This window comes from Sphingobium sp. TKS, assembly GCF_001563265.1.
Classification (GTDB): Bacteria; Pseudomonadota; Alphaproteobacteria; order Sphingomonadales; family Sphingomonadaceae; genus Sphingobium.
Genome location: NZ_CP005083.1, coordinates 3,624,192 through 3,649,459, shown reverse-complemented (window position 1 = coordinate 3,649,459; position 25,268 = coordinate 3,624,192). Strand labels below are relative to the sequence as shown.

25 protein-coding genes are annotated in these 25,268 nt (G+C 64.4%); 13 read left to right on the top strand and 12 right to left on the bottom strand.

The window, feature by feature from the left end; genetic code table 11:
• Positions 1–54: 54 nt before the first annotated feature.
• Together K426_RS17985 and K426_RS17980 are read left to right on the top strand one after the other, a co-directional pair.
• Positions 55–1,836: a sensor domain-containing diguanylate cyclase gene (locus K426_RS17985; RefSeq protein WP_066560037.1), complete on the top strand. Its 1,782-nt coding sequence runs from the start codon at positions 55–57 to the stop codon at positions 1,834–1,836.
• 242 nt (positions 1,837–2,078) lie between these two features.
• A complete protein-coding gene (locus tag K426_RS17980) occupies positions 2,079–2,456 on the top strand; it encodes a MerC domain-containing protein (RefSeq protein WP_066560034.1) in 378 nt (125 codons plus the stop codon).
• A 71-nt stretch (positions 2,457–2,527) separates the two neighbouring features.
• On the opposite strand, the gene glpX is transcribed toward K426_RS17980, so the two are convergent.
• The gene (gene glpX / locus K426_RS17975; RefSeq protein ID WP_066560030.1) at positions 2,528–3,511 is read right to left on the bottom strand and encodes a class II fructose-bisphosphatase; all 984 of its coding nucleotides are present in this window, start codon (positions 3,509–3,511) and stop codon (positions 2,528–2,530) included.
• A gap of 212 nt (positions 3,512–3,723) precedes the next feature.
• On the opposite strand from glpX, the gene K426_RS17970 reads away from it, so the two are divergent.
• Positions 3,724–4,035: a hypothetical protein gene (locus tag K426_RS17970; protein WP_066560024.1), complete on the top strand. Its 312-nt coding sequence runs from the start codon at positions 3,724–3,726 to the stop codon at positions 4,033–4,035.
• Positions 4,036–4,039: 4 nt separating this feature from the next.
• On the opposite strand, the gene K426_RS17965 is transcribed toward K426_RS17970, so the two are convergent.
• Together K426_RS17965 and K426_RS17960 are read right to left on the bottom strand one after the other, a co-directional pair.
• A complete protein-coding gene (locus K426_RS17965; protein ID WP_066560022.1) occupies positions 4,040–5,359 on the bottom strand; it encodes a homoserine dehydrogenase in 1,320 nt (439 codons plus the stop codon).
• Positions 5,360–5,456: 97 nt separating this feature from the next.
• Positions 5,457–6,317, bottom strand: a complete 861-nt coding sequence (locus K426_RS17960; protein WP_082748936.1) for a hypothetical protein — start codon at positions 6,315–6,317, stop codon at positions 5,457–5,459.
• 268 nt (positions 6,318–6,585) lie between these two features.
• On the opposite strand from K426_RS17960, the gene K426_RS17955 reads away from it, so the two are divergent.
• The 5 genes from K426_RS17955 (at position 6,586) to K426_RS17930 (ending at position 9,836) form a co-directional block, all read left to right on the top strand.
• Entirely contained in the window at positions 6,586–7,242 is a 657-nt protein-coding gene (locus K426_RS17955) for an energy transducer TonB (protein ID WP_066560017.1), read from the top strand.
• Between the two features lie 84 nt (positions 7,243–7,326).
• Complete coding sequence (locus tag K426_RS17950; protein ID WP_066560014.1) at positions 7,327–8,085, top strand: MotA/TolQ/ExbB proton channel family protein; 759 nt, start codon at positions 7,327–7,329, stop codon at positions 8,083–8,085.
• Positions 8,086–8,199: 114 nt separating this feature from the next.
• A complete protein-coding gene (locus K426_RS17945) occupies positions 8,200–8,688 on the top strand; it encodes an ExbD/TolR family protein (RefSeq protein ID WP_066560013.1) in 489 nt (162 codons plus the stop codon).
• 80 nt (positions 8,689–8,768) lie between these two features.
• Positions 8,769–9,191: an ExbD/TolR family protein gene (locus tag K426_RS17940; RefSeq protein ID WP_066560011.1), complete on the top strand. Its 423-nt coding sequence runs from the start codon at positions 8,769–8,771 to the stop codon at positions 9,189–9,191.
• 327 nt (positions 9,192–9,518) lie between these two features.
• The gene (locus tag K426_RS17930) at positions 9,519–9,836 is read left to right on the top strand and encodes a PilZ domain-containing protein (protein WP_066560006.1); all 318 of its coding nucleotides are present in this window, start codon (positions 9,519–9,521) and stop codon (positions 9,834–9,836) included.
• 116 nt (positions 9,837–9,952) lie between these two features.
• Here K426_RS17930 and hisN read toward each other — a convergent pair whose 3' ends face one another.
• Complete coding sequence (hisN, locus tag K426_RS17925) at positions 9,953–10,738, bottom strand: histidinol-phosphatase (protein WP_066560004.1); 786 nt, start codon at positions 10,736–10,738, stop codon at positions 9,953–9,955.
• A 138-nt stretch (positions 10,739–10,876) separates the two neighbouring features.
• On the opposite strand from hisN, the gene K426_RS17920 reads away from it, so the two are divergent.
• Both K426_RS17920 and K426_RS17915 read left to right on the top strand, forming a co-directional pair.
• Entirely contained in the window at positions 10,877–11,305 is a 429-nt protein-coding gene (locus tag K426_RS17920) for a VOC family protein (RefSeq protein WP_066560001.1), read from the top strand.
• A gap of 51 nt (positions 11,306–11,356) precedes the next feature.
• Positions 11,357–11,593 carry a hypothetical protein gene (locus tag K426_RS17915; protein ID WP_066561971.1) on the top strand — a complete coding sequence of 79 codons (237 nt, stop codon included), beginning with the start codon at positions 11,357–11,359 and terminating at the stop codon, positions 11,591–11,593.
• A gap of 89 nt (positions 11,594–11,682) precedes the next feature.
• Here the strand turns inward: K426_RS17915 and K426_RS17910 are convergent, their stop codons facing one another.
• Entirely contained in the window at positions 11,683–12,618 is a 936-nt protein-coding gene (locus K426_RS17910; RefSeq protein WP_066559994.1) for a ribose-phosphate pyrophosphokinase, read from the bottom strand.
• A 212-nt stretch (positions 12,619–12,830) separates the two neighbouring features.
• On the opposite strand from K426_RS17910, the gene K426_RS17905 reads away from it, so the two are divergent.
• Together K426_RS17905 and gltX are read left to right on the top strand one after the other, a co-directional pair.
• The gene (locus K426_RS17905) at positions 12,831–14,492 is read left to right on the top strand and encodes an NAD+ synthase (RefSeq protein WP_066559992.1); all 1,662 of its coding nucleotides are present in this window, start codon (positions 12,831–12,833) and stop codon (positions 14,490–14,492) included.
• A gap of 5 nt (positions 14,493–14,497) precedes the next feature.
• The gene (gene gltX, locus K426_RS17900) at positions 14,498–15,826 is read left to right on the top strand and encodes a glutamate--tRNA ligase (RefSeq protein ID WP_066559989.1); all 1,329 of its coding nucleotides are present in this window, start codon (positions 14,498–14,500) and stop codon (positions 15,824–15,826) included.
• Between the two features lie 17 nt (positions 15,827–15,843).
• On the opposite strand, the gene K426_RS17895 is transcribed toward gltX, so the two are convergent.
• Positions 15,844–17,631, bottom strand: coding sequence for an ABC transporter transmembrane domain-containing protein (locus K426_RS17895; RefSeq protein ID WP_066559986.1), 1,788 nt, complete (start codon positions 17,629–17,631; stop codon positions 15,844–15,846).
• Between the two features lie 92 nt (positions 17,632–17,723).
• Positions 17,724–19,010 (bottom strand): class I SAM-dependent methyltransferase, encoded by a 1,287-nt coding sequence (locus K426_RS17890; RefSeq protein ID WP_066559983.1) that lies wholly within the window; start codon positions 19,008–19,010, stop codon positions 17,724–17,726.
• A 95-nt stretch (positions 19,011–19,105) separates the two neighbouring features.
• On the opposite strand from K426_RS17890, the gene dgcA reads away from it, so the two are divergent.
• The gene (gene dgcA / locus K426_RS17885; protein WP_066559980.1) at positions 19,106–20,080 is read left to right on the top strand and encodes an N-acetyl-D-Glu racemase DgcA; all 975 of its coding nucleotides are present in this window, start codon (positions 19,106–19,108) and stop codon (positions 20,078–20,080) included.
• Between the two features lie 15 nt (positions 20,081–20,095).
• Here the strand turns inward: dgcA and K426_RS17880 are convergent, their stop codons facing one another.
• The 5 genes from K426_RS17880 to K426_RS17860 form a co-directional block, all read right to left on the bottom strand.
• Positions 20,096–20,482: a hypothetical protein gene (locus tag K426_RS17880; RefSeq protein ID WP_066559978.1), complete on the bottom strand. Its 387-nt coding sequence runs from the start codon at positions 20,480–20,482 to the stop codon at positions 20,096–20,098.
• A 95-nt stretch (positions 20,483–20,577) separates the two neighbouring features.
• Positions 20,578–21,723 (bottom strand): mechanosensitive ion channel family protein, encoded by a 1,146-nt coding sequence (locus K426_RS17875; protein ID WP_066561970.1) that lies wholly within the window; start codon positions 21,721–21,723, stop codon positions 20,578–20,580.
• Positions 21,724–21,750: 27 nt separating this feature from the next.
• The gene (locus K426_RS17870; protein WP_066559977.1) at positions 21,751–22,758 is read right to left on the bottom strand and encodes a DNA topoisomerase IB; all 1,008 of its coding nucleotides are present in this window, start codon (positions 22,756–22,758) and stop codon (positions 21,751–21,753) included.
• Positions 22,759–23,014: 256 nt separating this feature from the next.
• A complete protein-coding gene (locus K426_RS17865) occupies positions 23,015–23,710 on the bottom strand; it encodes a hypothetical protein (protein ID WP_066559975.1) in 696 nt (231 codons plus the stop codon).
• Positions 23,707–25,065 (bottom strand): putative O-glycosylation ligase, exosortase A system-associated, encoded by a 1,359-nt coding sequence (locus tag K426_RS17860; protein WP_066559973.1) that lies wholly within the window; start codon positions 25,063–25,065, stop codon positions 23,707–23,709. Before K426_RS17860 ends, K426_RS17865 begins: the two co-directional genes overlap by 4 nt.
• Between the last annotated feature and the right edge of the window lie 203 nt (positions 25,066–25,268).

Sequence of the window (25,268 nt, the reverse complement as noted above, 5' to 3'; positions counted from 1 at the left end):
AAAATCATTATCGTGAGTATATTTTAACGATAAGCGTCTAGGGCGGGGCGGAACATGCAGACGTCTCTTCGACATCCTTCTTCCCGCCTGGCGCCGATCGCCTTGGGTTGCGCTTATTTCCTGATGGCGTCGCTGGCGCTCGCCAGTTCGCGCTTCGAAGGGGGGCTGGCCTTCATCTGGGGCGCCAACGCGTTGCTGATGGCCTATCTGCTGACGTCGCGGACCAATAGCTGGCCATGGGCTCTCATCGCCTGCGGCGTGGCGAGCGCGCTGTCGACGACGCTGTGGGGCATGGGGCCGCTTGCCGCCGCGCCGATGGCGGGCATCAACCTGCTGGAAGGGCTGATCGTCGCGCTGCTCTGCCGCCGATTCGCGCCGGGCGGCAAATTCGCCGGATCGATGCAGCCGCTGTTCGTTTTCATCCTGGCGCTTTGCGGCCCGGCCAATCTGATTGCGGGCATGGCCGCGGCGTCGGTCGCGTCGACGCTGACTGCCGTGTCCTTCGGCGCGGCCCTGCTGCAATGGTATACCGGGCATGTGCTGGGCGGGCTGACCTGCACGCCGATCCTGATGATGCTGATGCAGGGCGAATTGCGGCGCTGGTTCGGCCAAACCAGCCATCGCCAAAAATGGGAAGCGCTGGGCCTGTTGCTGCTGTTCGCCCTGGCGACTGCCTATGTCTTCTATGTCGCGCGCTATCCGATGCTGTTCGCGCTGTTGCTGCCGATGGTCGCCATCGTGTTCCGCCTGGGCAATCTGGGGGCGGCGGCATCGGTCATGATCCTGGCGATCATCGGCGGTATGGCCACCATGACCGGCCATGGGCCGTTGCACATGATCCCCGGCACCCTGGGCGAGCGGATGCAGTATTTTCAGCTTTTCCTTGCCTTTTGCTTCCTGTTGTCCATGCCGATCGCGGCGGAATTGAACAGCCGCCGCCGACTGTTCCAGATGCTGCAGGAAAGCGAGGCGCGCTATCGCGCTATCGCGGAAAATAGCGGCGACGTCGTGCTCAACATCAGCGTCGAGGGGGTGATCGAATATGCCTCGCCCGCCGCGGCCGAGCAGATCGGTTGCGCGCCGGAATTGCTGGTCGGTCAGGATGCCGCCAATCTGGTCGATCCGGAGGACCGGGAACAGGTGATCGCCACGCTGGATCGGGCATTGGCCCAGCCGGGCGACGTGCAGACGGTGGAATTTCGCCCCTTCATCTCCGCCCAGGGCCGGGAATGGTGCGAGATGGTGGCGCGCGCGGTGGTCGATGAACGCGGCCTGCCCACTGGCCTGGTCAGCACGATCCGCGACATGTCCCGGCACAAGGCGCGGCAACGCGCTTTGCAGCAGGAAGCCGCGCTGGATTCGCTGACCGGGGCTGATACGCGGCGCGCCTTCCTCGAAAAGCTGGAGGAGGAGATGTTGCGCGTTCGCCTGGGCGCCCGCGCCTGCCTGCTGCTGATCGACATCGATCATTTCAAGGCGGTCAACGATTGCTACGGTCATGGCGCGGGCGACCGCGTGCTGGCCGGTTTCGTCGAGCGGCTGCGTCCGGGGCTGCGCAGCGTCGACAGCATCGGCCGCCTGGGGGGCGAGGAGTTCGCCATCCTGCTGAGCGGCACCGATGTCGGGCGCGCGAGCATGATCTGCGAACGGCTGCGCGAAATGGTGGCGGCCCATCCGGTGCAGATCGATTCGGGCGAGGCGATTCCGGTGACGTTCAGCGCGGGGCTGGTGGGGCTGGACGGGAAAAGCGACGACCAGGCGGTGCTGGAGGCAGCGGACAAGGCGCTCTACAACGCCAAGCATAGCGGGCGGAACTGCCTGCGGCTGGCGGCATAGGGTAGAGAGCGGACGGTCTGCTTCGCGCTTTTTCTTGAAGCGCATCGTGCTCCTGCGAAGGCAGGAGCCCAGTTTCTAAGGTGCATGATCCACAAGCGGCGGAACTGGGTTCCTGCCTTCGCAGGAACACGTATCACTTTAATGGCTTGCATTGGCCATGAACGTCCCTTTGTCACAACATCGCAAAAATCAGGTTATGATATGTTGTAACTTTCCTCCGCCTCGCCTATGTAGCTCACACCATGCCGATCAGCCTTCGCCAGCATTTGCTCAACGGTCGGATCGATCGCATTGCGATCGTGCTGTCGGGCATGTGTGTGGCCCATTGCTTCGGCACCGCCGTTTTGTTGGGTGTGCTGGCCTCGGCGGGCGGGATTTTCGAAAGCCCGATCTTCCATGAGACCGGCCTTGTGCTGGCGATCCTGCTCGGCGCCGTGGCGCTCGGCCATGGCGCGGTGGCGCATGGCTATATGATGCCCGCCGCTATCGGATCGCTGGGCCTGGGCATCATGGCGGGCGCGCTCACCATGGATCATGGCTGGCAGGAAAGCGCCTATACGCTGCTGGGCGTCGCGATCCTGGCGCTCGGGCACGATCTGAACCACCGCGCAGGGCGATAGGCAAGCGCCGACGCCGCGCATGAAAAAAGGGACTCAAGCGAGTCCCTTTTTTCTTACCCCTTCATGATCGATCAGATCGGCTTCCGGTCCAGCCGATGCTCGCCCTTCACCCAGCGCACCGTACCGGTGCTGGCGCGCATCACGACGCTGTCGGTGGTGAGCTTGCCGCCGGGCAGCCGCTTGACCCCGTTCAGCAGCGAGCCGTCAGTGACCCCGGTCGCGGCGAAGATGCAGTCGCCCTTGGCCAGTTCCTTGAGGTCATAGATTCTGTCGAGATCGGTAATGCCCCATTTGCGGGCGCGGGCGCGCTCGTCATCATTGCGGAACAGCAGCTTGCCCTTGAACTGCCCGCCGACGCAGCGCAGCGCCGCGCAAGCCAGCACGCCTTCGGGCGCGCCGCCCGAACCCATATACATGTCGATATTGGTTTCAGGATTGGTGGTGGCGATCACGCCCGCCACGTCCCCATCGGGGATCAGCATGATGCCGCAGCCGATGGCGCGCAATTCCGCGATCAGCTTTTCATGGCGCGGCCGGTCGAGCACGCAGACGATGATCTCATGCGGGTCGACGCCCTTGGCATTGGCGACGGCCTCGACATTCTCCTGCACCGACCTGTTGAGGTCGATGATGCCGTCGGGCAGGCCGGGACCGACCGCCAGCTTTTCCATATAGACGTCGGGCGCGTTCAGCAGGCCGCCTTCCTCCGAGATCGCCAGCACGGCGAGCGCGTTGGGACCGGCCTTGGCGGTGATGGTCGTGCCTTCCAGCGGATCGAGCGCGATGTCGATCCGGGGGCCGGTGCCGATCGCATTGCCGACCTTCTCCCCGATATAGAGCATCGGCGCTTCGTCGCGTTCGCCTTCACCGATGACGACGGTGCCGTCCATATAGAGGTCGTTGAAGGCCAGGCGCATCGCTTCGACCGCTGCGGCGTCGGCGGCCTTTTCATCGCCGCGTCCGATCAGCTTCGATGCGGCGATGGCGGCCGCTTCGGTCACGCGCACCATCTCCAGCACCAGCACACGATCGAGTATCGAGCTTGCCTGCACCATGTCGTTTCCTCTTCTATCGCTATTGTGAAGCGCGATAGGATGTCGGCCGATCCTTGTCGAGGGTGCGCTTTTCAGCAGGCCCATGCAACGGAAGCACGTTTGTCACGTTCGCAGGATAACAAGAGCAAGAACCGCTCCGTTTCTTTGATTTTACGCGATTTCTTGACCGGCGATCGATTCCGGCCGGTCGGAATCGCTCAAGGGCCGCGCAAATGATCTTCCTGCTGATTGCCGCCAGCCTTGCCGCTCAACCCGAAGGCGTCACGCGCCGGATCGGCAAGGTCCGTCCGGCGCCCTGTCAGGCCGTGCCGTCGCTCTGCCTGGGGGGCGGGGAGACGGAAGGACCGCGCCTCGGCAGCAGCGTCGCGCCGGGCGGTGATGGCAAGATGAATGCCTATCGCTTCGATGCGCGGCCATGCCGGATCATCGGCAATATGAATTGCCCCAAGCGCGCCAATCGTCGGATCTTTCGGCTTGGCGAGCCGATCGAACAAACGCTGGCGCGGAGTTTCGGGCTGGACTGACGGATCAGTCCAATATGTGCATCACCATCGGCGTCTGGAGCAGGCTCTCGGAACCCGCCAGACGGTTCAGCGTGTCGAGGACGCAGCGCTCCTCGCCTGCGTGGGTGACGATGGCGACCAATACGCCGTCCGCCTGATTGGCGCCGCGCTGGATCATGCTTTCGATCGACACGCCCGCATCGCGGGTTGCCGCCGCGATCTCCGCCAGCACGCCGGGCCGGTCCTGCACCTTGAAGCGCAGATAGGCGCGGCCCACGCGCTTGCCGGCATCGGCGGGCTTTTGCTGCGCCAGGGCGGCGACAGGCATCGCCAGCGCGTCGCCATATTCGTCGCGGGCCACGTCGATCAGGTCCGCGACCACGGCCGAAGCGGTCGGGCCATCGCCCGCGCCGCGCCCCTGGAAGAAGAGGCGGCCGACGAAATTGCCCTCCGCCACGACGGCGTTGAGCGAACCATCGACATGGGCGAGCGGATGGTCGAGCGGCACCAGCATCGGGTGGACGCGCTGGAACAGACCCTCAGGGCCATTCTCCGCCATGCCGACCAGACGGATGCGGTATCCCAACGCTGCCGCTTCCGCGATGTCGGCGGCGATGACATGGCGGATGCCGGTGGTCGCGACCGCATCGAAATCCAGCTCCGTGCCGAAGGCCAGGCTGGCAAGGATGGTCAGCTTGTGCGCGGCGTCGACGCCATCGATGTCGAAGCTGGGATCGGCTTCCGCATAGCCCAGCTCCTGCGCTTCCTTCAGCACCTCGTCGAAGCCCCGGGGGTTTCCGGATTCCTTGGCCTTCTCCATGGTGGTGAGGATGTAATTGCAGGTGCCGTTCAGGATGCCGTAGACCCGGCTGATCTCGTTCGCGGCGGCGCCTTCGCGCATGCCCTTGATGACCGGGATGCCGCCCGCCACCGCCGCTTCATATTTGAGCGCGACGCCGGCCTTCTCCGCCAGACCGGCGAGGTCCAGCCCATGATGGGCCAGCATCGCCTTGTTCGCGGTGACGAAAGGCTTGCCGACGGTCAGGCACTGGCGGGCGAGGGTGAGGGCCGGGCCGTCCGCCCCCCCGATCAGCTCCACCACCACGTCGATGTCGTCGCGGGTCGCCAGCGTCGTCATGTCGTCCACCCATTCATAGGGGGACAGGTCGACGCCGCGATCCTTGTTCCGGTCGCGCGCGGAAATGGCGACGATCTGAATCGGGCATCCGGCGCGGCGGGCGATCAGGTCCGCATTGGTCTGAAGCAGCCGAATGACGCCGCCGCCCACCGTGCCGAGGCCGACGAGCGCGACGCGCAGCGGGGCATGGCGGTGCAGATTGGTCATGGCTTCTCTTCATCCTTCCTGATCACGGGACGCCGCGCTGATAGCCGCCTCTGCGTTTCTGTCCAAGGAAAAGGAACCAGAGGGCCGTTCCGAGCGATCAGCGAGCCGCCCGCGTCCGGCCGCAGGGCCCCAGAGCGCTCAGAACCACCTGATAATCGGCACGGGCCGCCTCTGCATCCTGCGGGGAAAGGGCGCGCACCGACCGGGCTGGCAGCGCGTCGGGCAGGCCGCAGGCAAGACGGTACCAAAGCAGGCTGCCGCGTGCCGGGGGGCGGGCGGCTTCATCCACGATCTCGCCCAGCGCCACGGCCCAGCGCGGTTCCTGCCCGGGCCGGCGCAGGATGGACAGCGAGACGGGATCGCCATTTTCCGTGCGCAGGAAGATTTGGGTCTCGCCTTCGCCGGCAATCGTGCCCGCGACATGGAAGACATCGCCCAGCCCCATGATGCGCGGGGGAGCGTCATTGGCGACCAGTTCGGACAGAATCGCCCTCACCCGCGCAATTTCGGCGGGAGAGGCGATGACCTGCGCGTCGCGCGCGACGAGCTGGATTTCGCCAGGCCGCGTGCCCGGGCGGGCGAACAGAATGACCTGCGCCTTCTTGAGCTTGGGCAATTTGCCCCGCGCATCGAGCGGCGCGTCGTAAAGATAGCGGACCGTAGGGGTGATTCCTCCCTCGCCGCGAATCAGATTGGCGACATTCGCCTCGACATAGACCCTTTGATACCCTGCCGGGACGGTGCCGGCCTGCCCGGGCTTCAATTTGATGATGTTGCCAATCCGCGCCTGTGCCACCAGCGACGCGGCGTCCGCGAGGTCCGCGATATCGGCATAAGCGAGACCGGCGACCCGTTCGGATGGTCGCGCCGCCATTTTGTCGACGGTCGTCTGAGCCGCGGAAATCTGCGATTGTGCGGCGGAAATGAGGCAGAGCAGGGCCAGCTTCCGCAAGGTCATGGTGGATTTCTTTTTCATCTTCGTCCTAATGATGGCAGGCCGTGACATCTTTGTCACATGCAAGTCTTTCTGCTGTGTAATGGTGGTCGCAAATGATCATATCGATAAAGCGTTTGCGTGCCACGATGCGCCGCGATAGGAGTTCGCACGGTAGCAAATGAACGGATAGGGGCCAAGATGACCGGGATGACCCGGCCAGCTCGGGCCGTTTTTGGCTTATTTGCCGATAATCAACTGGTAAAGCTGAGTTAAGGAGTGTCGTTGCCGAATGGCCTATGCTGACCACTCGCAAGGATCGAGTCGCACGATCTCGATCATTATCGTCGCCCTGATTCACGCTGTTCTGGGTTATGCCTTCGTCACCGGTCTTGGCATGAAATATGTCAAAAAGGCGGCGGAACAGCTGAACGTGATCGACGTGAAGGAGGAACCGCCGCCACCGGACGAGGAGCCGCCGCCGCCCCCGCCGGATCAACCGATTGAACCGCCGCCGGTCGTCGCGCCGCCGCCGATCGTTCAGACCCCGGCCCCCGCACCGCCGATTCAGACGGTTCGGACTCCGCCGCCGGTCTTCAACCCGGTTCCGGTTGCTGCTCCGCCGCCGCCTGCTCCGCCGCCGCCGGAGGTTCCCGCCTCTCGTGCGTCTCCGCGCAGCAGCCCCGGCAGCTGGCTCAGCGACGCCGACTATCCGAGCCGCGCGCAGCGTGAAGAACGCTCGGGCACGGCTGGGTTCCGGCTGGAAATCGGTCCGGATGGTCGCGTGACCAACTGCACGATCACCTCTTCGACCGGCCATGCCGACCTCGATGAGGCGACCTGCCGCCTGTTGCCGAAGCGCGCGAGGTTCAAGCCCGCGGTAGCAGCCGGGGGTGGTCCGATGTCGGACACGTACAATGGCCGCATTACCTGGCGTCTGCCGGAGTGATTTTGAAAGGGCAGGCGCGCGCCTCCGAATGACTGGAAGCCGCCTGCCCCTTGTTATTGATCCTTTGAGAGGGAAGTCTTGAACATGTTGATGTCTATCGCAGCGGCCGCCGCGCCGAAGTCGGAGAACCCGTACGGCCTGATGGAAGCGCTCCAGCAGGGCGGCACCATCGCCTGGACCGTTTTCATCATCCTTTGCGGTATGTCGGTCGGTACCTTCTACATCCTGTTCACCAAGCTGATCGAACAGCAGAAGGTGATCAACCAGGGCAAGAAGGTTCGTGCGACCTTCTGGCGCGCCGCTTCGCTGAAGGAAGGCACCGCCAAGCTCGAAAAGAACTCGGCCTACAAGCAGATCGTCGACGACGGTATCAAGGCGCAGGAAGAACACACCAAGCTGACCGACCCGGTCGAAGCGCATGACTGGCTGCACGGCTCGCTGGCGCGTTCGGAAGCCGCGATCAACTCGAAGCTGAACGGTGGGCTGGCGTTCCTCGCGACCGTCGGTTCGACCTCGCCGTTCATCGGTCTGTTCGGTACGGTTATCGGCATCTACCGCGCTCTGATCAAGATCGGCGCCGCCGGTCAGGCCTCGATCGACGCCGTCGCCGGCCCGGTCGGTGAAGCTCTGATCATGACCGCCCTGGGTCTGGCCGTGGCCGTTCCCGCGGTGCTCGCCTACAACTTCCTGCAGCGCCGCAACAAGTCGATCTCCGAGCAGCTCGCCGGCTTCACCGTCGACCTGCTGGCTTATCTGGTGTCGAACGGCGCCGTGAAGCCCGCGATCGCCGCTGCCCCGGCCGCTGCGGCTGCCAAGCCCGCCGCTGCCCCGACCAAGGCCTGATAGGCTGAGATGCCGGCAAGGGGGCCGGCGGCGGCTGCGACGCCTGGTCCCCCTTATCGGACGTGGGTCCCGAAATGCCGGGGCGCCCTCGACAAGCATGTTAGGAAATAATCAATGGCAATGAGTGTTGGCTCTGACGGCGGTGAAGACAAGCCGATGTCCGACATCAACACGACGCCGCTCGTCGACGTCATGCTGGTGTTGCTCATCATCTTCCTTATCGCGGTCCCGGTCGTCGTCCAGACGGTTCAGCTACAGCTTCCCAAGGTCGCGTTCGAGCCGACGACGACGAAACCGGAAAACGTCTCCCTGTCGGTCACGCAGAGCTCCGACGGTAGCTGCGCGGTCTACTGGAACCTGACTCGTGTGTCCTCCGACGAGCTGCTCGACCGCGCGGTCGCGAAGCTGGAAGCGGACATCAAGAAGGCGGGCGGCGTTGAAAATATGACGCCCGAGGATCTGCCCGAAGTGCATATCCGCGGTGACATCAACGTCCCCTATCGGTGCATCGGCGGCACCATCTACACGATGCAGCGCGCCGGTTTCCCGAAGGTCGGCTTCATCTCCGAGCCTGAACCGGGCACGACGACCCGCCGGCTTTAAGTTAATGTCCTTTGTTGACGCATTTTCGAACCGAATGGCCGTCAGACGACCATTGTTGAAAATGCTCTAGGAGTATCGCCATGGCAATGAGTGCCGGAAGAGACGATGGCGAACCGATGGTGGAAATGAACACGACGCCGCTTATCGACGTCATGCTCGTTCTCCTCATCATGTTCATCATCACCATCCCGATCCAGACCCACGCGGTCAAGATCGACCTGCCGCAGAACGCGCCGCCGACCGACAGCGTCATTGACCCTGTCAAGAACAAGGTGGCTATCGATCCCAGCGGCATCATCACCTGGAACGGTTCGGCCATCGACCTGCTGACCCTGCGTCAGTATCTGCAGCAGTCGCTGCGGTTGCCGGTCGAACCCGAACTGCAGTTCCAGCCCAATGCGGCGACCCGCTATGTCGTGGTCGACCAGGTGTTGGCGGAGATCAAGCGTGCTGGCGTGACGAAGCTCGGCTTCGTCGGCAACGAACAGTACGGCAAGTTCTAAAGCCATCGGGACCGGGTTCCGGCATTGCCGGAACCCGGTTCGGAAAAAAGGGAAATGCGCATCGGACAGGAGCGCGCGATCGCCGTCGGATGGGATCATCCGATGGTTTCCGGGCTCTCAAGGCACGAATACGCCGCCGCCGTTTGGCCGGGAATGTTCGACTTCCCGTTTCCGGGCGCGGGCTGGGGTGACGCAATCGGCCTTGCAATGCGCCGACCTGGACAGGGGCTGCTTCGGCGGCCCCTTATTTTTGCTCCGCACGGTCCGGCTTAATGCTTTCTTCACCGTGATGGGCGATGATGCCGACGGTCAAATCGGCATGGGATCATGGGCGCTAAAGTTCAGACAAACCTGTATCGCGGCAATAACCGTCTAGCGGATCGCCGCACGGCTTTGATCGGCGTTCGGGTCCGCCGGCCCGGCGAAACCTGGTTCAAGAGCCACATTACCGACGTTTCCGAAATCGGCTTTCGTCTGAAAAGCTTCATGAAGCTCACGGCGGACGATGATGTATGGATAATGCTGCCGGGCTTCGAAGGCCGCCGCGCCCGCGTGCTGTGGAGCCGGTCCCACGAGTCGGGCTGCGTTTTCGAACGTCCGTTACATCCGGCGATTCTCGACCATATCCTCAAGATCAGCCAGTAAGCTTTTCGGCTCCGCCATGGGGGGCTTTTCCCGCATTGGCGAGTTTTTAGCCATGTTCAGTCATCCGGCTGTTAACCGGCCGTCACCTTAAAAAGCCACTCTTCAGAATGGGCTTCTTAATGGCCCTCATGCCCCTCAGCCAGCGCCTCCAGCACATCGTCCAGCCGGGCCGGATCGCCCAGCGCGATCACCTGCCCGGCGCTGTCGTGCGTCAACGGATCGCCCGCCCAATCGCACATGCGCCCGCCCGCGCCCTCGACCACCGGCACCAGCGCGGCAATGTCGTGCAATTTCAATCCCGCCTCGACGACGATATCGACATGACCAGAGGCGATCAGCCCGTAATTATAGCAATCGCCGCCCCAGACCGTGTCCCGGCACTGTCCCGCCAGCCGGGAGAAATGCTCGGCGGTGCAGCCGGGGAAAAGCTGCGGCGCGGTTGAAGCCAGGATCGCCTGATCCAGACCCCGGCACGCCCGCGTCGTCACCGGCTTGCCGTTGAAGGTGGTCGGCTGCCCCATCATCCCTGCCCAGCGCTCTCCGGCGATCGGCTGGTCGATGATGCCGATGGTCGGCCAACCCGCCTGGGTCAGCGCCACCAACGTCCCGAAAATCGGCCGACCGGCGATGAAGCTGCGCGTCCCGTCGATCGGATCGAGTATCCACACCCGTTCCGCATCCTCGCGCGTCGCGCCATATTCCTCTCCGATGATGCCGTCCTGCGGCCGTTCCTTTTCCAATATCGTCCGGATCGCCGCTTCCGCGGCGCGGTCGGCCTCGGTCACGGGCGACTTGTCGGATTTGAATTCCATGTCGTAGCGGGCACGGAAAAAAGGGCGGATCGCCGCACCGGCAGCGTCGGCAAGGCGGTTGGCAAGGGTCAGGTCATCGCGGGTCGTCATGCGCCTCGACCTAAAGCATTTTCAAGTCGGGCGGAACGCCTGACGGCCCAAGAAAATGCGGAAAACAAATATCGCGGCAAAGGGACGGAAAGGTTAGGTTAATCCCGCCCGATTCCTTTAAAATGAAGGAAGGAAAAGATGCCCGGTTCACCCGTCATCCCCGGCTTGCGCTATGCCGATGCGCCCGCCGCCATCCGCTTTCTCTGCGACGCTTTCGGCTTTGAATTGCGCGCCTGCTACGAGGATGAAGCCGATCCCCATATCGTCCATCATGCCGAACTGGCGCTGGGCGAGGGCATGGTGATGCTGGGCAGCGTCCGCGACGGGGAAGGGGAGTCGCTTTACATTTGGACGACGCCGAAGGATCTGGGCGGCGTCACCACCTGCATCTATGTGGTTGTGCCCGACGTCGATGCCCACTGCCTCCATGCCCGCAACGAAGGCGCGGTGGTGGTGAGCGAACCGCACGATAATGACGGCTATCCCGGCCGCGGTTACGAGGCGCTGGACCCGGAGGGTAACGTCTGGAGCTTCGGCACCTATGATCCCTGGGCGAGCGGGCTTTAAATCTTCCGCAACATGAGCCGTCTATTCTTCTGTATCGGCAAGGAGTTGGGCGTGGCGTTGATCGGTTGGATCTTGAGTTTCGTTGCCCTTTTCGGCGCTCTGGCGCTGCGGCAGGACATCCCCGTTGACGGGGCCATCACGCTGTCGAACATGCTGTTCCTGCTTGCCTTGCTGAGCTGCCCGATGATCTGGCGGGAAAATCCGCTGGGGATCTCGCGGAGCCAGCGCATCCTTGTCGCCTTGATCCTCTTCCTTAGCGTGCCAGCGGTGCTGTTGCCGACCGCCTGAAGACGCGCCGCGCGACCTTGCTTCATCGCGCATGAAAAGGCCGCCGATGTTTCCACCGGCGGCGTTTGAAATCGGAAAATCCGTCGGTCTCAGTCGAACAGGCTGGAAACCGAGCTTTCGTCCGCGATGCGCTTGATCGCTTCGCCCAGCAGGGGCGCGATGGGCAGGTGGCGGATGCTCTTCGCGCCGTTCACCGCGTCGGTGCCCTGGATCGTGTCGGTGATGACCAGTTCCTTGAGCTCCGACGCTTCGACGCGAGCCACCGCGCCGCCCGACAGCACGCCATGGCTGACATAGGCGGCCACTTCCTCGGCGCCTGCCGCCTTCAGCGCGGCGGCGGCGTTGCAGAGCGTGCCCGCCGAATCGACGATATCGTCGATCAGCACGCAGAAGCGGCCCTTCACGTCACCGATGATGTTCATGACTTCCGATTCGCCCGCCCGCTCGCGGCGCTTGTCGACGATGGCCAGCGGCGCGTTGTCGAGCCGCTTGGCGAGCGCCCGCGCACGCACCACGCCGCCGACGTCGGGCGACACGACCATCAGGTTGCGATCGCCAAAGCGCGCCTGGATATCCGCCGACATGACCGGCGCGCCGAACAGATTGTCGGTCGGGATGTCGAAGAAACCCTGGATCTGTCCGGCGTGCAGGTCGACCGACAGCACGCGGTTGGCGCCCGCCGTGGTGATCAGGTTCGCCACCAGCTTGGCCGAGATCGGGGTGCGGGGGCCGGGCTTCCGGTCTTGCCGGGCATAGCCGAAATAGGGGACGACTGCCGTGATTCGCTTGGCCGACGCGCGTTTCAGCGCATCGATCATGATCAGCAATTCCATCAGATTGTCGTTCGTCGGATAGCTGGTCGATTGCAGCACGAACACGTCTTCGCCGCGGACATTCTCATGAATTTCCACGAAAACTTCCTCGTCCGCGAAGCGGCGGACGCTCGCGTCGGTCAGGGGAATCTCGATATAGTCGGCGATGGCGGCCGCGAGCGGCTTATTGGAATTGCCGGTCATGAGCTTCATGGCCAAACCCCCGTGACGAATTGATGACGATGGCGAGAACGCGGCCCCTTTAGCGGCGGAGGTCTCTCCTGAAAAGGCGCTTTCGCGCCTCGCGGCAAAATGAACCCGAGCATTTTTAGAACGGTCCTGAAACGGGGCATCGGGTTTGAAAATGCGGCAACAAATGACAGAGCATTTTGGCTCACGGCCAAAATGCTCTAGGGGCGCTCCTCATGACCGACAAACTCGTGATAGCCCTTGCCCAGATGACGCAGTCGGTGGGCGACTTGTCCGCCAATGCCGATGCGATGCTGGAATGGCGCGCCCGCGCCATGGATGCTGACCTCATCGTCTATCCCGAACTGCAACTGATCGGCTATCCGCCTGAGGATCTGGTGCTGAAGCCCGCTCTGGTCGACCGCGCCAACCATGAACTCGACCGCCTGGCCCAGGCGACCGCAGATGGCGGCCCGGCCATGCTGGTGGGCACGGTCGTCGCCTCGCAGGGCGTCCTTTTCAACGTCGTCGCCCTGTTGGAAAATGGCGCCGTCACCGCCATCCGCCAGAAGCGCGAACTGCCCAATTACGGCACCTTCGATGAAAAGCGCCTCTTCGCCCCCGGTCCGCTGCCCGCGCCGATCGACTTCCGGGGCGTCAAGATCGGCGTCCCCATTTGCGAGGATATCTGGTTCCCCTTCGTCACCGCGCATCTGCGGGCGGAGGGCGCTGAAATCCTGATCAGCCCCAATGGCAGCCCGTTCGAGGTCGACAAGGATGACCGCCGCATCAACGCCGTGGCCGGCACGCGCGTCCGCGAAACGGGCTTGCCGCTCATCTATCTGAACCGCGTCGGCGGCCAGGATGAGCTGGCGTTCGACGGCGCGTCCTTCGTGATGAACGGCGATCTCAGCCTTGCCCAGCAGCTCCCCGACTGGGAAGAAGCCCTGGTCCTCACCAACTGGGAAAAATGGGAAGGCCAGTGGGTCTGCCTGCCCGGCGAGCGGCATATCCTCGATGAGCGCCCGGCCGACATCTATAACGCCATGGTTCTCGGCTTGCGCGACTATGTGAACAAGAACCGTTTCCCGGGCGTGGTCCTCGGCCTGTCCGGCGGCATCGATTCCGCCTTGTCCGCCGCTGTCGCCGTGGATGCGCTGGGCGCCGATCGCGTCTGGTGCGTGATGATGCCGTCGCGCTTCACCAGTCAGGAAAGTCTGGACGATGCGGTAGAATGCGCCCGGCTGCTCGGCGTTCGTTATGACACCATTCCGATCGAACCGGCGGTGGAAGCCTTCGATTCCATGCTGGCCGATGTCTTCACCGGCCGCCAGCGCGACCTCACCGAAGAAAATATCCAGTCCCGCATTCGTGGGCTTACGCTGATGGGCCTGTCCAACAAATTCGGCCATATGCTGCTGACCACCGGCAACAAGAGCGAGATGTCGGTCGGCTATGCCACCATTTATGGCGACATGGCGGGCGGTTATTCGGTGCTCAAGGACGCCTATAAGACCACGGTGTTCGACCTCTGCCGCTGGCGCAACGAGAATGTGCCGTCGCTGGGCTTGGGCCTAGGTTCCAAGGGTCCGGTCATGCCGGAGCGCGTCATCACCAAGCCGCCCAGCGCCGAACTGCGCGACAATCAGAAGGATGAGGACAGCCTGCCCCCCTATGAGCTGCTGGACCCGATCCTCTACGGCCTGGTGGAAGAGGAATTATCGGTCGAACAACTCGTCGCCCGTGGCTTCGACCGTGATACCGTCGCCCGCATCGAACGTCTGCTCTACGTGGCCGAATATAAGCGCCGCCAGTCGCCCCCCGGCGTGAAGCTTGGCATGCGCAATTTCGGCCGCGACCGCCGCTATCCGATCACCAACGCCTTCCGGACGTTGTAACGGCCATGACCGTCATCACCCGCTTCGCCCCGTCGCCCACCGGCAATCTCCATGTCGGCAATATCCGCGCCGCGCTTCACAATTGGCTGTGGGCGAGGAAGAGTGGTGGCCAATTCCTGCTGCGCCTCGACGACACCGACCTCGAACGCTCGCGTCCTGAATATGCGGAGTCGATCAAGGCGGACCTCAAATGGCTTGGTCTCCATTGGGACGGCGAGGAAAAGCAGTCCGACCGCTTCGCCCTCTACGAAGAGAAATTCGAAGCCCTCAAAGCCGCAGGCCATGTCTATCCGGCCTATGAAACGAGCCAGGAACTGGACCTGCGCCGCAAGGTGCTGCTCGGTCGCGGCTTGCCTCCTGTTTATGACCGTACGGCCTTGTCCCTGACCCCGGACCAGATCGCGTCCTACGAAGCCGAAGGCCGCAAGCCCCATTGGCGCTTCAAGCTCAATCATGACCAGCCCATCGCCTGGACCGACCTTATCCGCGGTGAGCAGCGCTTCGACCCCAAGCTGCTGTCCGACCCGGTGATCCGCCGCGCCGATGGAAGCTGGCTGTACATGCTCCCATCGGTGATTGACGACATCGCCATGGGCGTCACCCACGTCCTGCGCGGCGAGGACCATGTGTCTAACACCGCCACCCAGATCCAGATGTTCACGGCTTTGGGCGCGCCGCTCCCCGCATTCGCTCATGAAGCGCTGCTCACCGGCAGCGAAGGCAAGCTCTCCAAGCGCCTTGGCTCGCTCGGCGTCGCTCATTTTCGCGAGATCGGCCTTGAACCCATGGCCATCGCCTCGCTGCTGGCCCGCCTGGGCAGTTCCATGCCGGTCGAGCCATTCACAAGCCCTGAGCCGCTGATCGACAGCTTCGACTTCGCTCATTTCGGCCGTGCCCCCGCGCGCTTCGATGAGGCGGAACTGGCGACCCTCAATCAGAAGATCGTCCACTTCCTGCCCTATGCCGCCGTCGCTGATCGTCTGCCCAAAGGGATGGACGAAGCGGCGTGGGAGGTTATCAGGCCCAACCTTGAAACGGTTGCGGGTGTGGCCGACTGGTGGCGGATCGTCACCGGCCCGATCGACACCCCGACCCCTGCGGAAGAAGATCGCGACTTCCTTGCCTTGGCGCACGCCGCCTTGTCGGAAGCGACTTTCGACGCCGCCGTCTGGCGGACGCTCACCGAGGCATTGAAGGTGGAAACCGGCCGCAAGGGCAAGGCGCTGTTCCTTCCCCTGCGCCGCGCGCTGACGGGCATGGATCACGGCCCCGACATGGGACAGATACTGCCGCTGATCGGCAAGAAAGAGGCACTGACCCGCCTGAAATTCTGACGGGCTGCCCGCCCCGCTCAGGCCGCAGGCGCATCCTGAAACTGGAGATTGGCCAGCCGGGCGTAGAGACCCTTTTTCCCCATCAGCGTGGCATGATCGCCCTGTTCGACCAGCCGCCCTTCATCGAGCACCAGGATGCGATCCGCTGCCCTGACCGTCGCCAGGCGATGGGCGATGACGATGGTCGTGCGGCCCTGCATCAGCCGCCCCAGCGCGTCCTGCACCAGCCGCTCCGATTCGGCATCCAGCGCGGAGGTTGCTTCGTCCAGCAGCAGGATCGGCGCGTCGCGCAGCAGTGCGCGGGCGATCGAAAGGCGTTGGCGCTGGCCCCCTGAAAGCCGGGCGCCGCCTTCGCCCAGAAAACTGTCGAGGCCTTCTGGAAGGGTGCGCAGAAAAGCTTCCGCATTGGCGGCGCGGGCCGCTGCCCAGATCTGGTCGTCGCTGGCGTCCCATCGTCCGTAGCGCAGATTGTCCCGCGCCGACGCGGCGAAGATGATGCTTTCCTGCGGCACCATCGCCATCATGTCGCGCACCGCCGCTGGATCGGCCTGAGGCAAAGGCACGCCGTTCAGGCGGATCACACCCGAATCCGGATCGTAGAAGCGCAGCGTCAACTGGATCAGGGTCGATTTTCCCGCGCCGGACGGGCCGACGATCGCGACGGTTTCGCCCGGCGCGATGTCGATCGAAATGCCGTGCAGGGCCGCCTGATCGGGCCGGGTGGGGTAACGGAAATGCACATCCTCGAACTGGAGATGCGCGCCATGCTCGGTTCGCGGCACTGGAACGGGGCGGGGCGGAGCCATGATCTGCGGCGTCGCGATCATCAGTTCATGCAGCCGTCCGGCTGCCCCCGCGCCGCGCAGCAGGTCGCCCCAGGTTTCGGACAGCGCGCCGAACGCGCCCGCGACGAGGCCGCCGGTCAGGACGAAAGCGGCGATGCTGCCGCCCGACAGGCGTCCGGCGGCGACGTCCAGCGCACCCTGCCACATGACCGCGGTGATCGATCCGAAGACCAGAGCGATGACGATCGCCGTCATCGCTGCGCGCAGGGCGATCCGCCGCCTTGCGGTCGTGAAGCCCGCCTCGACGGTCGTGTCGAACCGCGCTGCTTCCCGGCCTTCCTGGCCGAAAGCCTGGACGATCTTCATCGCGCCCAGGGTTTCCGAGGTGACGCTGCCGACATCGGCCAGCCGGTCCTGGCTCGCCCGCGACAACGCGCGCACGCGGCGTCCCAGACCGACGATCGCGACCAATATGACGGGAATGCCGAGCAGCAGCAGTCCGGCGAGCTTGGGCGCCAGGGCGAAGAGATAGATGAGCCCGCCGGTGCCCGTCACCAGATTGCGTAGTGCGATCGACACGGTCGAGCCCACCACCTGGTCGATGATAGCCGTGTCGGCGGTCATGCGGGATGCGATTTCGGAGGGGCGGTTTTCCTCGAAGAAGCGCGGTTCCTGCCGCAGCAGATTGGCCTGGGTGGCCGACCGGATGTCCGCGACGACGCGTTCGCCCAGCCAGGACACGAAATAGAAGCGCGCCGCCGTGGCCAATGCCAGGATCGCGACGATCAGGAACAGATATTCGAACCAGCGGCTGATGTCCCCGCCGCCCATGAAGCCCCGGTCGATGACCAGCCGGAAACCGCTGGGGATCGCCAGCGTCGCGGCGGACGAGACGATCAGGGCGGCCATCGCCCCGGCAATGCGGCCCGGATAGCGGCTGGCGAAACGCCAGATCATCGCCAGGCTGCCAAGTGCGGGGCGCGCGCTGCCGCGCGGCGATGGTTGTTCCACATCCTCCATGGCGCCGGGCTCTAAAGGGATTTCGCGAGAAATGGAACATTGCACGACGCCGAAATCTCGGTGTCATATAATCCGGTCCCACCCGGATCGCGTCAACCGGCGGGCGCGATCTCCGCCGCCAGCGCCATGATCCGCTGCGGCCCGGCGCGGCCGGTCAGGGCATAGGCCATGTCGCCCGCTTCCCAATAGGCGATGACGTCGTCCGCGCGCCGGGCGAGCAGTGGACGCGCCTCCGCCGGGGTTTCGGCCCGGTCCGCGAAGAAGGACAGTTGTTCGCCCTCCGGCGTGGTGATCGACACGGCGACGGCCGGGCTGTCGGGCGTCGGATAAAGCTGCACGTCATGGATGCGCCACTTTGCGGGCAGCGGAGGCAGGATGATGCCGGTCGATCGCTGGATTTCGTAGGGGTTGAGCGTGGCGCTTTCCACCTGCGACGCCATGCGCTGCCGCAGCAGCCCCGTGCGGTGGGACGCGGCTGCTTCGTCCAGGAAGGTGCTGGCCTGTGCCGCCTGGGGAAATTCACCCAGTTCGCCGCGGGCGATCCAGCCGGTGGCGATCAGCGCGGCGATGCCAGCGGCGCGGGCGAGATGGCGCCAGGCGCGGCCCTGTTCATTGTCGTTGGCGACGGGGATTGAGGTGTCGCGGCGGCGCCCTACCAGCGTGCCCTTGGTCCCGTCATGCTTCAGGCGGAAGTCGATATGCGGCCAGCGCTTGCGCCAGCGCCGGGCGACGAGCCGCTCGCCGGGGCGGGCGGCGTCATCGAGCAGCACGACCGCGCCCGGTGAAAGGCGCGCGAACAGGCTGTCCGCAGCGCCGCGCACCAGCGGGTGCACCGCCCAGGGCGGTCCGTCGATGATCAGCAGGTCGATGCTGTCGGGCAGGCTGTCGATATCGTACCAGCGGCCCGGCCAATCCCGGCTCTCGACCGCGAGGGGCGCGTGGCGCAAATCGGCCGTCAGGCCATGATCGGCAAGCCAGTTGCGAGTCGCCTGCACGAAACCGTCATGCTGGTCGAAGCTGGTCAGCCGTCCCCCGCCATGCAGCGCAAGGGCGCGCGCCGCGATCAGCGTGGAAGCGCCCGCGCCCAGTTCGACCACATGGGCGGGCCGCAGCCGGGCGATTTCCCTGACGATATGGCGCAGGAAGCCGACATCGGCCTTCCAACTGCCCAGATGCGGCAGGGCGTCATGGGGCAGGCCGAGTTCATCGAGCAAGGCGCGCTTGTCCGCCTTGCGCCCGCCCGACAGGCTCGCCAGCAGCCAGGGCCAGGTGATTGCGCCGAAGCCGATGCGCCAGGCCATATCGGACAGCCGGCGCCGGGCCGCCAGTGCGTCGGCATCGCTGAGGGACAGGAAGCCGGTCAATTCTCTGGAGGTCACGGGTGCGCCTATCCTTTATCTGCGGGTTGAGACTGGTTATGCGGCGGGATAGCCGGTTCGCATAGGCCCGACCATATTCAGCACAGGGAACGCCGATGACACGCATCATATCCGCGACTGTTGAACGCTGGCCGGTCGCGGGAGCCTTCATCATCAGCCGGGGAGCGAAGACATCGGTGGACGTCGTCGTCTGCACCGTGGGCGACGGCGCGCATGTCGGCCGGGGCGAGGGCACGGCGATCTATTATGAAGGCGAGACGGCGGAAGGTTGCGCGGCGGCGATCGACGCCTATGCCGGGCCGCTGGAGCGCGAGGCGTTGCTGGAGGCGATGCCGCGTGGGGCGGCGCGCAATGCGCTGGACTGCGCGCTCTGGGATCTGGAGGCGAAGCGCGCCGGGGTGCCGGTCTGGAAATTGGCGGGGCTGGAGGAGCCGCAGCCCTTGCCGACCGCCTTCACCATCAGCCTGGGCGAGCCGGAAAAGATGGAGGCGGATGCGCGGGCGGCGGCGGGGCGCGGCTTCGGCCTGCTCAAATGCAAGCTGACCGGCGAGGGCGACCGGGCGCGGATCGCCGCCGTGCGGGCGGGCGCGCCGGACGTGCGGTTGATCGTCGACGCCAATGAGAGCTGGCATGATCTGGATATCGTGGCCGAGGCTCAGGCGCTGGCGGAACTGGGTGTGGAGATGGTCGAGCAGCCGATCGTCCATGGCAGGGAGGAGCGGCTCTCCGGGATCAGGTCGCCGCTGCCGCTTTGCGCCGACGAGAGTTGTCATACGCGGGCCGATCTCGACCGGCTGGGGAATTTCGACGCGGTGAACATCAAGCTCGACAAGGCGGGTGGGCTGACCGAGGCGCTGGCCCTGTCGCGGGAGGCCAGAGTGCGGGGGTTTCGCGTGATGGTCGGCTGCATGTTGGGCACGTCGCTGGGGATCGCGCCGGCGGCGCTGGTGGCGCAGGGGGCCGACTGGATCGATCTGGATGGCGCGCTGTTGCTGGCGAAGGACAGGGAAGGCGCACTTACTCTACATGATGGGCTGCTCCATCCCGGTAGCCTGTGGGGCGTGGGCTAGAATTCCGGGTTATCATCAATAGCCCAACGTTAGACCCACGGCATAATATTTAGGCCCGACATTGGCCTTGGCGCGCAACTTGGGGATCAGCGGCATGGCAAGCGTCGCATAGGGCCGCGTGTTGTCGCCGCTGAAGCGCACGCCCGCGCCGATGGTGGCGGAGGCGGGCAGGGTATAGCTTGCCTCCACGCGTCCATAGAGCTTCGCATCGCCGTCGCGCAGATAGACGCCGCCGCCCGGCGTCAGGCTGAAGCCGCCAATGTCCAGCGCATAGCCCGCGCCGATTTCCGTGCCCCAATGGCCGTCGGCCCGACCATAATCAAGTTCGGCGCCGATCCCCTCGGCATGGGCTGCGGGAGCGAGAGCAAATGCTGCCGCGGCCAGCAAATAGATCGGTTTCATGGAAATTCCGAAATGTCTGTTCATGGTCGGCCCGGCCTGACTCCCGCCGCCGGGTCAGGCAAGCAGGAGCATGATGGGCCGAGTCCGATATGCGGTCAGGCGAGTCGGGCAGGCGCTTCCGGATAGGGCATGACCGTCCGGCCATCCGGCGCGGCGGTGAAGCTGGTCTGCGTCGGATAGGCGAATTCGATCCCCTCCGCCCTGAAGCGCTTCCAGATGGCGAGGCCGACCCCGTGCCGCGACAGGAAATAATCATGGGTGTCGGGGTCGAGCACGTCGAAATTGAGCTGATAGTCGAGCGAACTGGCGCCAAAGCTCACCAGCCCCGCATTGACGAAGATATGCCCCTGCGCCTCCACGATCTCCTTGAGCATCGCCGTGATCGCATCGGCCTTGTCCTCGGGAGTCTGGTAGATGATGCCGATCGCGAAGGTCACGCGGCGCTGCGTCAGCATCTGAAGGCTGGTGATCTCCTTCTGCAGCAGATTGGCGTTGGAGATCACCTTCTTCTCACCGCTCATCGCGCGCAGATGCGTGCTTTTGAGGCCGATATGCTCGACCCGGGCGGTGGTCTGGTCATAGGTGATGACCTCGCCCTGGCGGAAGGGCTTGTCGAAGATGATCGACAGCGCGGCGAACAGGTCGGAGAAGATGCCCTGCGCGGCCAGACCGATCGCGATGCCGCCTATGCCCAGGCCCGCGACCAGGCCGGTGACGTTGACGCCCAGATTGTCCAGCACGACGATCAGCGCGATCGCGAACAGCGCAAAAGTCACCAGCACCCGGATCAGGCCCATGGCATTGGCCAGGCTCTGGCTTTCATCCGCCGAAGTGCGCCGCTCGACCAGGCCCAGGATGATCTCCCGCGCCCAGATGGCGCATTGGAAGACGGCGGCGATGGTGAAGAGGAAGGCGACGGTCTTCAGCACCATCTGTGGTGGGTTGGCATAGCTGACCACCAGCCGCGCCGCGACTGCGCCCATGAAGAAATGGGTGGTGCGGGCAAAGGCCCGGCCCGCGACATTGGTAAAGCCCAGCGTGTCGCCGGGAGCGCCCTTCAGCCGCCCGCCGACGCTGCGCAGCGCCGTCAGCAGGCTGTAGATGACGACCGCCGCGCCGATCGCGATCAGGATTTGCAGATAGTGGAGCGAGAACCAGTGGACCGTCGAATGCCACATTTCCGCCAGATTAGGCGGGCGGACGTCGATCTCTGGCAGGGCGACGGGGTCTTTCTTGGCCATGAACATCCTTGAAGCCGTGGGTGCGGGTCAGGCCGCCAGCGGGAGCGCGGAAACGGTGTCCAGGCTCTCCAACAAGGCGATCAGTCCCCGTTCGTAACGGGACAGATAGCGGGTTGCGCGCGGCAGGCGAAGCCCTTCGCGCCATTCATCCTGTCCGTTGCGGCAAAGCTCGATCAATGCGGGGTGGATATAGCTTTTGCGGCTGATCGCCGGGGTGTTGCCCAGCGCTTCCGCCACCGGCGCGATCATCTGCTTGAGCGACAGGCTTTCCGCCGCCAAAACCTCGAAGGCGATGACGGAAGCGCCCCAGGTGCGGAAATGCTTGGCGGTGAAATCGCCGCCCATCGCTTGCGCTATATAGGCGTTGACGTCGCTGGAGGTGATCGGCCGGGCGAGGCCTTCCTCATCCAGATATTGGAACAGATGCTGTCCCGGCAGATCCTGCACCGCGCGCGCGAAGCGGGCCAGGCGGCGGTCGGTGACGGTCAGCTCATGCTCGCGCCCCGATTTGGCGCGGTAGCGCAGGCGCAGCGCCTGACCGCGCAGGTCGACATGGCGGCGGCGTAGCGTGGTTGCGCCGAAGCTCTTGTTCGCGGCGGCATATTGCTCATTGCCGATGCGGACCTTGGCCAGATCGAGCAGGCGCACGACGGCGGCCAGCGTCCTTTCCTTGCGCAGACCCCTTTTGGAGAGATCGGCCTCGATCCGGGCGCGCAGTTTCGGCAGGGCATGGCCGAAGGCGGCGCATCCGGCATATTTCTCCGCCTCCCGCGCAGCGCGGAAATCGGTGTGATAGCGATATTGCTTGCGGCCCCGATCATCATAGCCGGTCGCCTGGATATGGCCATTGGGCGTGGAGCAGAACCAGCAATCGCGATAGGCGGGCGGCATGGCGATGGCGTTCAGCCGGTCGATCTCTTCCCGGTCGGTGATGCGCGCGCCGCTGGCGTCGAAATAGGCCCATCCTCTTTTCAGGGTCCGGCGCGTGATGCCGGGCAGGCTGTCATTGGCGTGGACGATGGGCTTTGGCGGCATGATTTTTCTTCAACCCGCCGTTTATAGCTTCGTTCCGCAACGCACGATCGGGGGAGGAGAATTGGGTGGAGAGTGGAAGATCCGCTTTTGCGTCGCTTTCCTTGAAGTGCACCGTGCTCCTGCGAAGGCAGGAGCCCAGCCTTGCCGTTCGTGGATCGTCGCATCGCAGGAACTGGGTTCCTGCCTTCGCAGGAACACGTGCCTCTCAATGGCTGGAACTGACCAATAGCCGTCGCCAAAGCCTTCCGAACGCCGCCTAGTGAAACCGCATGAACCGCATGCCGCTCGGCAGCCGCCAATGCAGCGGATGGCGGCGCATGACCGACAAATGAGCGAGCGTCAGCGTCAGGCAGAGAATCGCGGCGGGAATAGCCACTGTCTTTGCCAGCGGCCACAGCAGGGCGATGATCAGCGCGGCAACCGCGCCCGCCAGCGCGGCGAGTGTCGCGCCCGCCTCCCCATCCGGGCCGCGCAGCCAGAAGACGCAACCACCCATTCCCAACGCAAAGGCCATGGCGAAGCGCGCCGCCTGTCCCGGCTCCGTCAGGCCACAGCCGATGAGCAGCAGCAAAATCGCTCCCGCCAGACCCAGGCGCGGCAGACGGCCGAGCAGATGGGCGATGACCGGATAGATCAGCAATTCGCTCATGGCGATGGCGATCAGGATCGCGGCGGCGAGCCGCGCCTGTTCCGGCCCCGCGATCAGCGCGACGACCGTCGTTCCGGCCCAGGGCGCCAGCCGCAGCGGCGCCATGCGGATATGGCTGATCCAGCCGTGCAACCCCGCGCGGGTTTCCCAGCGCCGGTCGGCCAGCCGCAACTGGAAGGCGGCGATGATGAACAGCGCTTCCGCCCCCCAGGGCAGCAGCGACGGCGCGATCAGCGGCGACGCGAGCACCAGCCCCAGCAGCAGCCCGTGGGCTGCGCCCAAAATCTTCAACTCGCCCTTCATGCGGTCCTCTGCGCGACTGGTGATGCGGGAAATAACGGCTGGCGCGCCGCGAACTTGCGTTTGCGGGTCAAATAGGTGTCGAGGCCGATTTGCAGCGAGAGCATCATGAAGATGAAAGGCTGATAGGCGATGCCCACGAACAGCGATCCGACCATGTAGATGACATGCCCCTGTTGCAGGGCGAGGGCGAAGGGCGCGACCCAGGCCTCATCGCCTTCGCGCTTGCGGTACATGCGCCGGATCGCTTCGGTGCGGACGAAGCAGGTCAGATGCAGCAGCGCCCAGAGGAAGAAGCCGAAATAGCCCTGCTCGCCCAGCATCTCGAAATAGGCGCTGTGATAGGCGCGGCCATGGTCGGTGACGATGCGCTTTTCCATGCGCGATCCGGCGGCGTCGACGACCCGCTCCTGCATGACATAGGTGAACTTGTTCTGCAGATAATTGTCGAAGCCGCCGCCGCCCGGATGCTCCTTCACATAGTCCAGCGTCCATTTCCACACTTCGAGGCGCGTGGAGGCGCTCTCGTCGCTCTGGTGATTTTCGATGGTCGACATGCGCTGGGTGAAGCTGGCGGGCAGGAAGGGGATCGCCGCCAGCGCTGCGACCGCCATCAGCGGACCATAGATGAAGCGCCGCTTCGACCGCATCAGCATCAGTCCCGCCAGGACGGCGATGCAGACCAGCCCTGTGCGTGCCTCGGTCCCGATGGGCATCAGCAGGCAGGCGAAGCAGAGCGCATAGGCGAACAGCCTGACCCGCCAGTCGGGGGGGAAGATGGTGCCATGCCGCGACAGCCAGAGGATCAGCGGGATCAGCGAAATGGCGACGGTCGAGATGATGCTGCCTTCATACAGGCCGCTATTATTGTCGACCATCAGGTTCAGCACGCCATAGCCGCCGCCCGACAGCGCCGTCTTCATGCCGCCATTGATGATGATCGTGCTGGCGCAGAGCACCATGAACAGGGTCAGCGCCTCGATCCGCAGGCGCGTGCGCAGGGTGACGGGCAGGAAGATGGCGAACACCATCGCCTTCCAGACCCAGCCCCATTTGGTGACTGCGTTGATCGGGAAGTCCGCCGTCGCCGTGGTATATCCGCACCAGGCGAGCAGCAGCAGCAGGATCACCTGCCGCGCGGAGAAGCGGCAGTCCTTCTTGTCGTCGACCAGTGCCCAAGTCCCCACCGCCAGCAGGAAGGCGATGAAGGAAATCGGGATGCTGTTCAGCAGGAAATAGGAGAGTCGCTGAGGAGAAACGATGTCGATATAGGCATAGACCGCGATCAGCAGGAAAGGCCTGCGCAAGCCAGCCAAGAAGAAGACGCCCAGAAAGGCGACGAAGAACAGGTCACGCATCTTCGCGGACCTCATCCGGATCGCGGTCGAGATCGGGCCGCGACAGCAGGCGCCAGGCCGCCAGCATGATGACGCCATGACTGATGAGAAGGGAAAGGGCGTCGATCATCGCGGGTGCGCGGTCTATCCATAATCTACAACGTGCTCATGCGAAGGCAGGAGCCCAGCTCGGACGTGGGAACTGGGTTCCTGCCTTCGCAGGA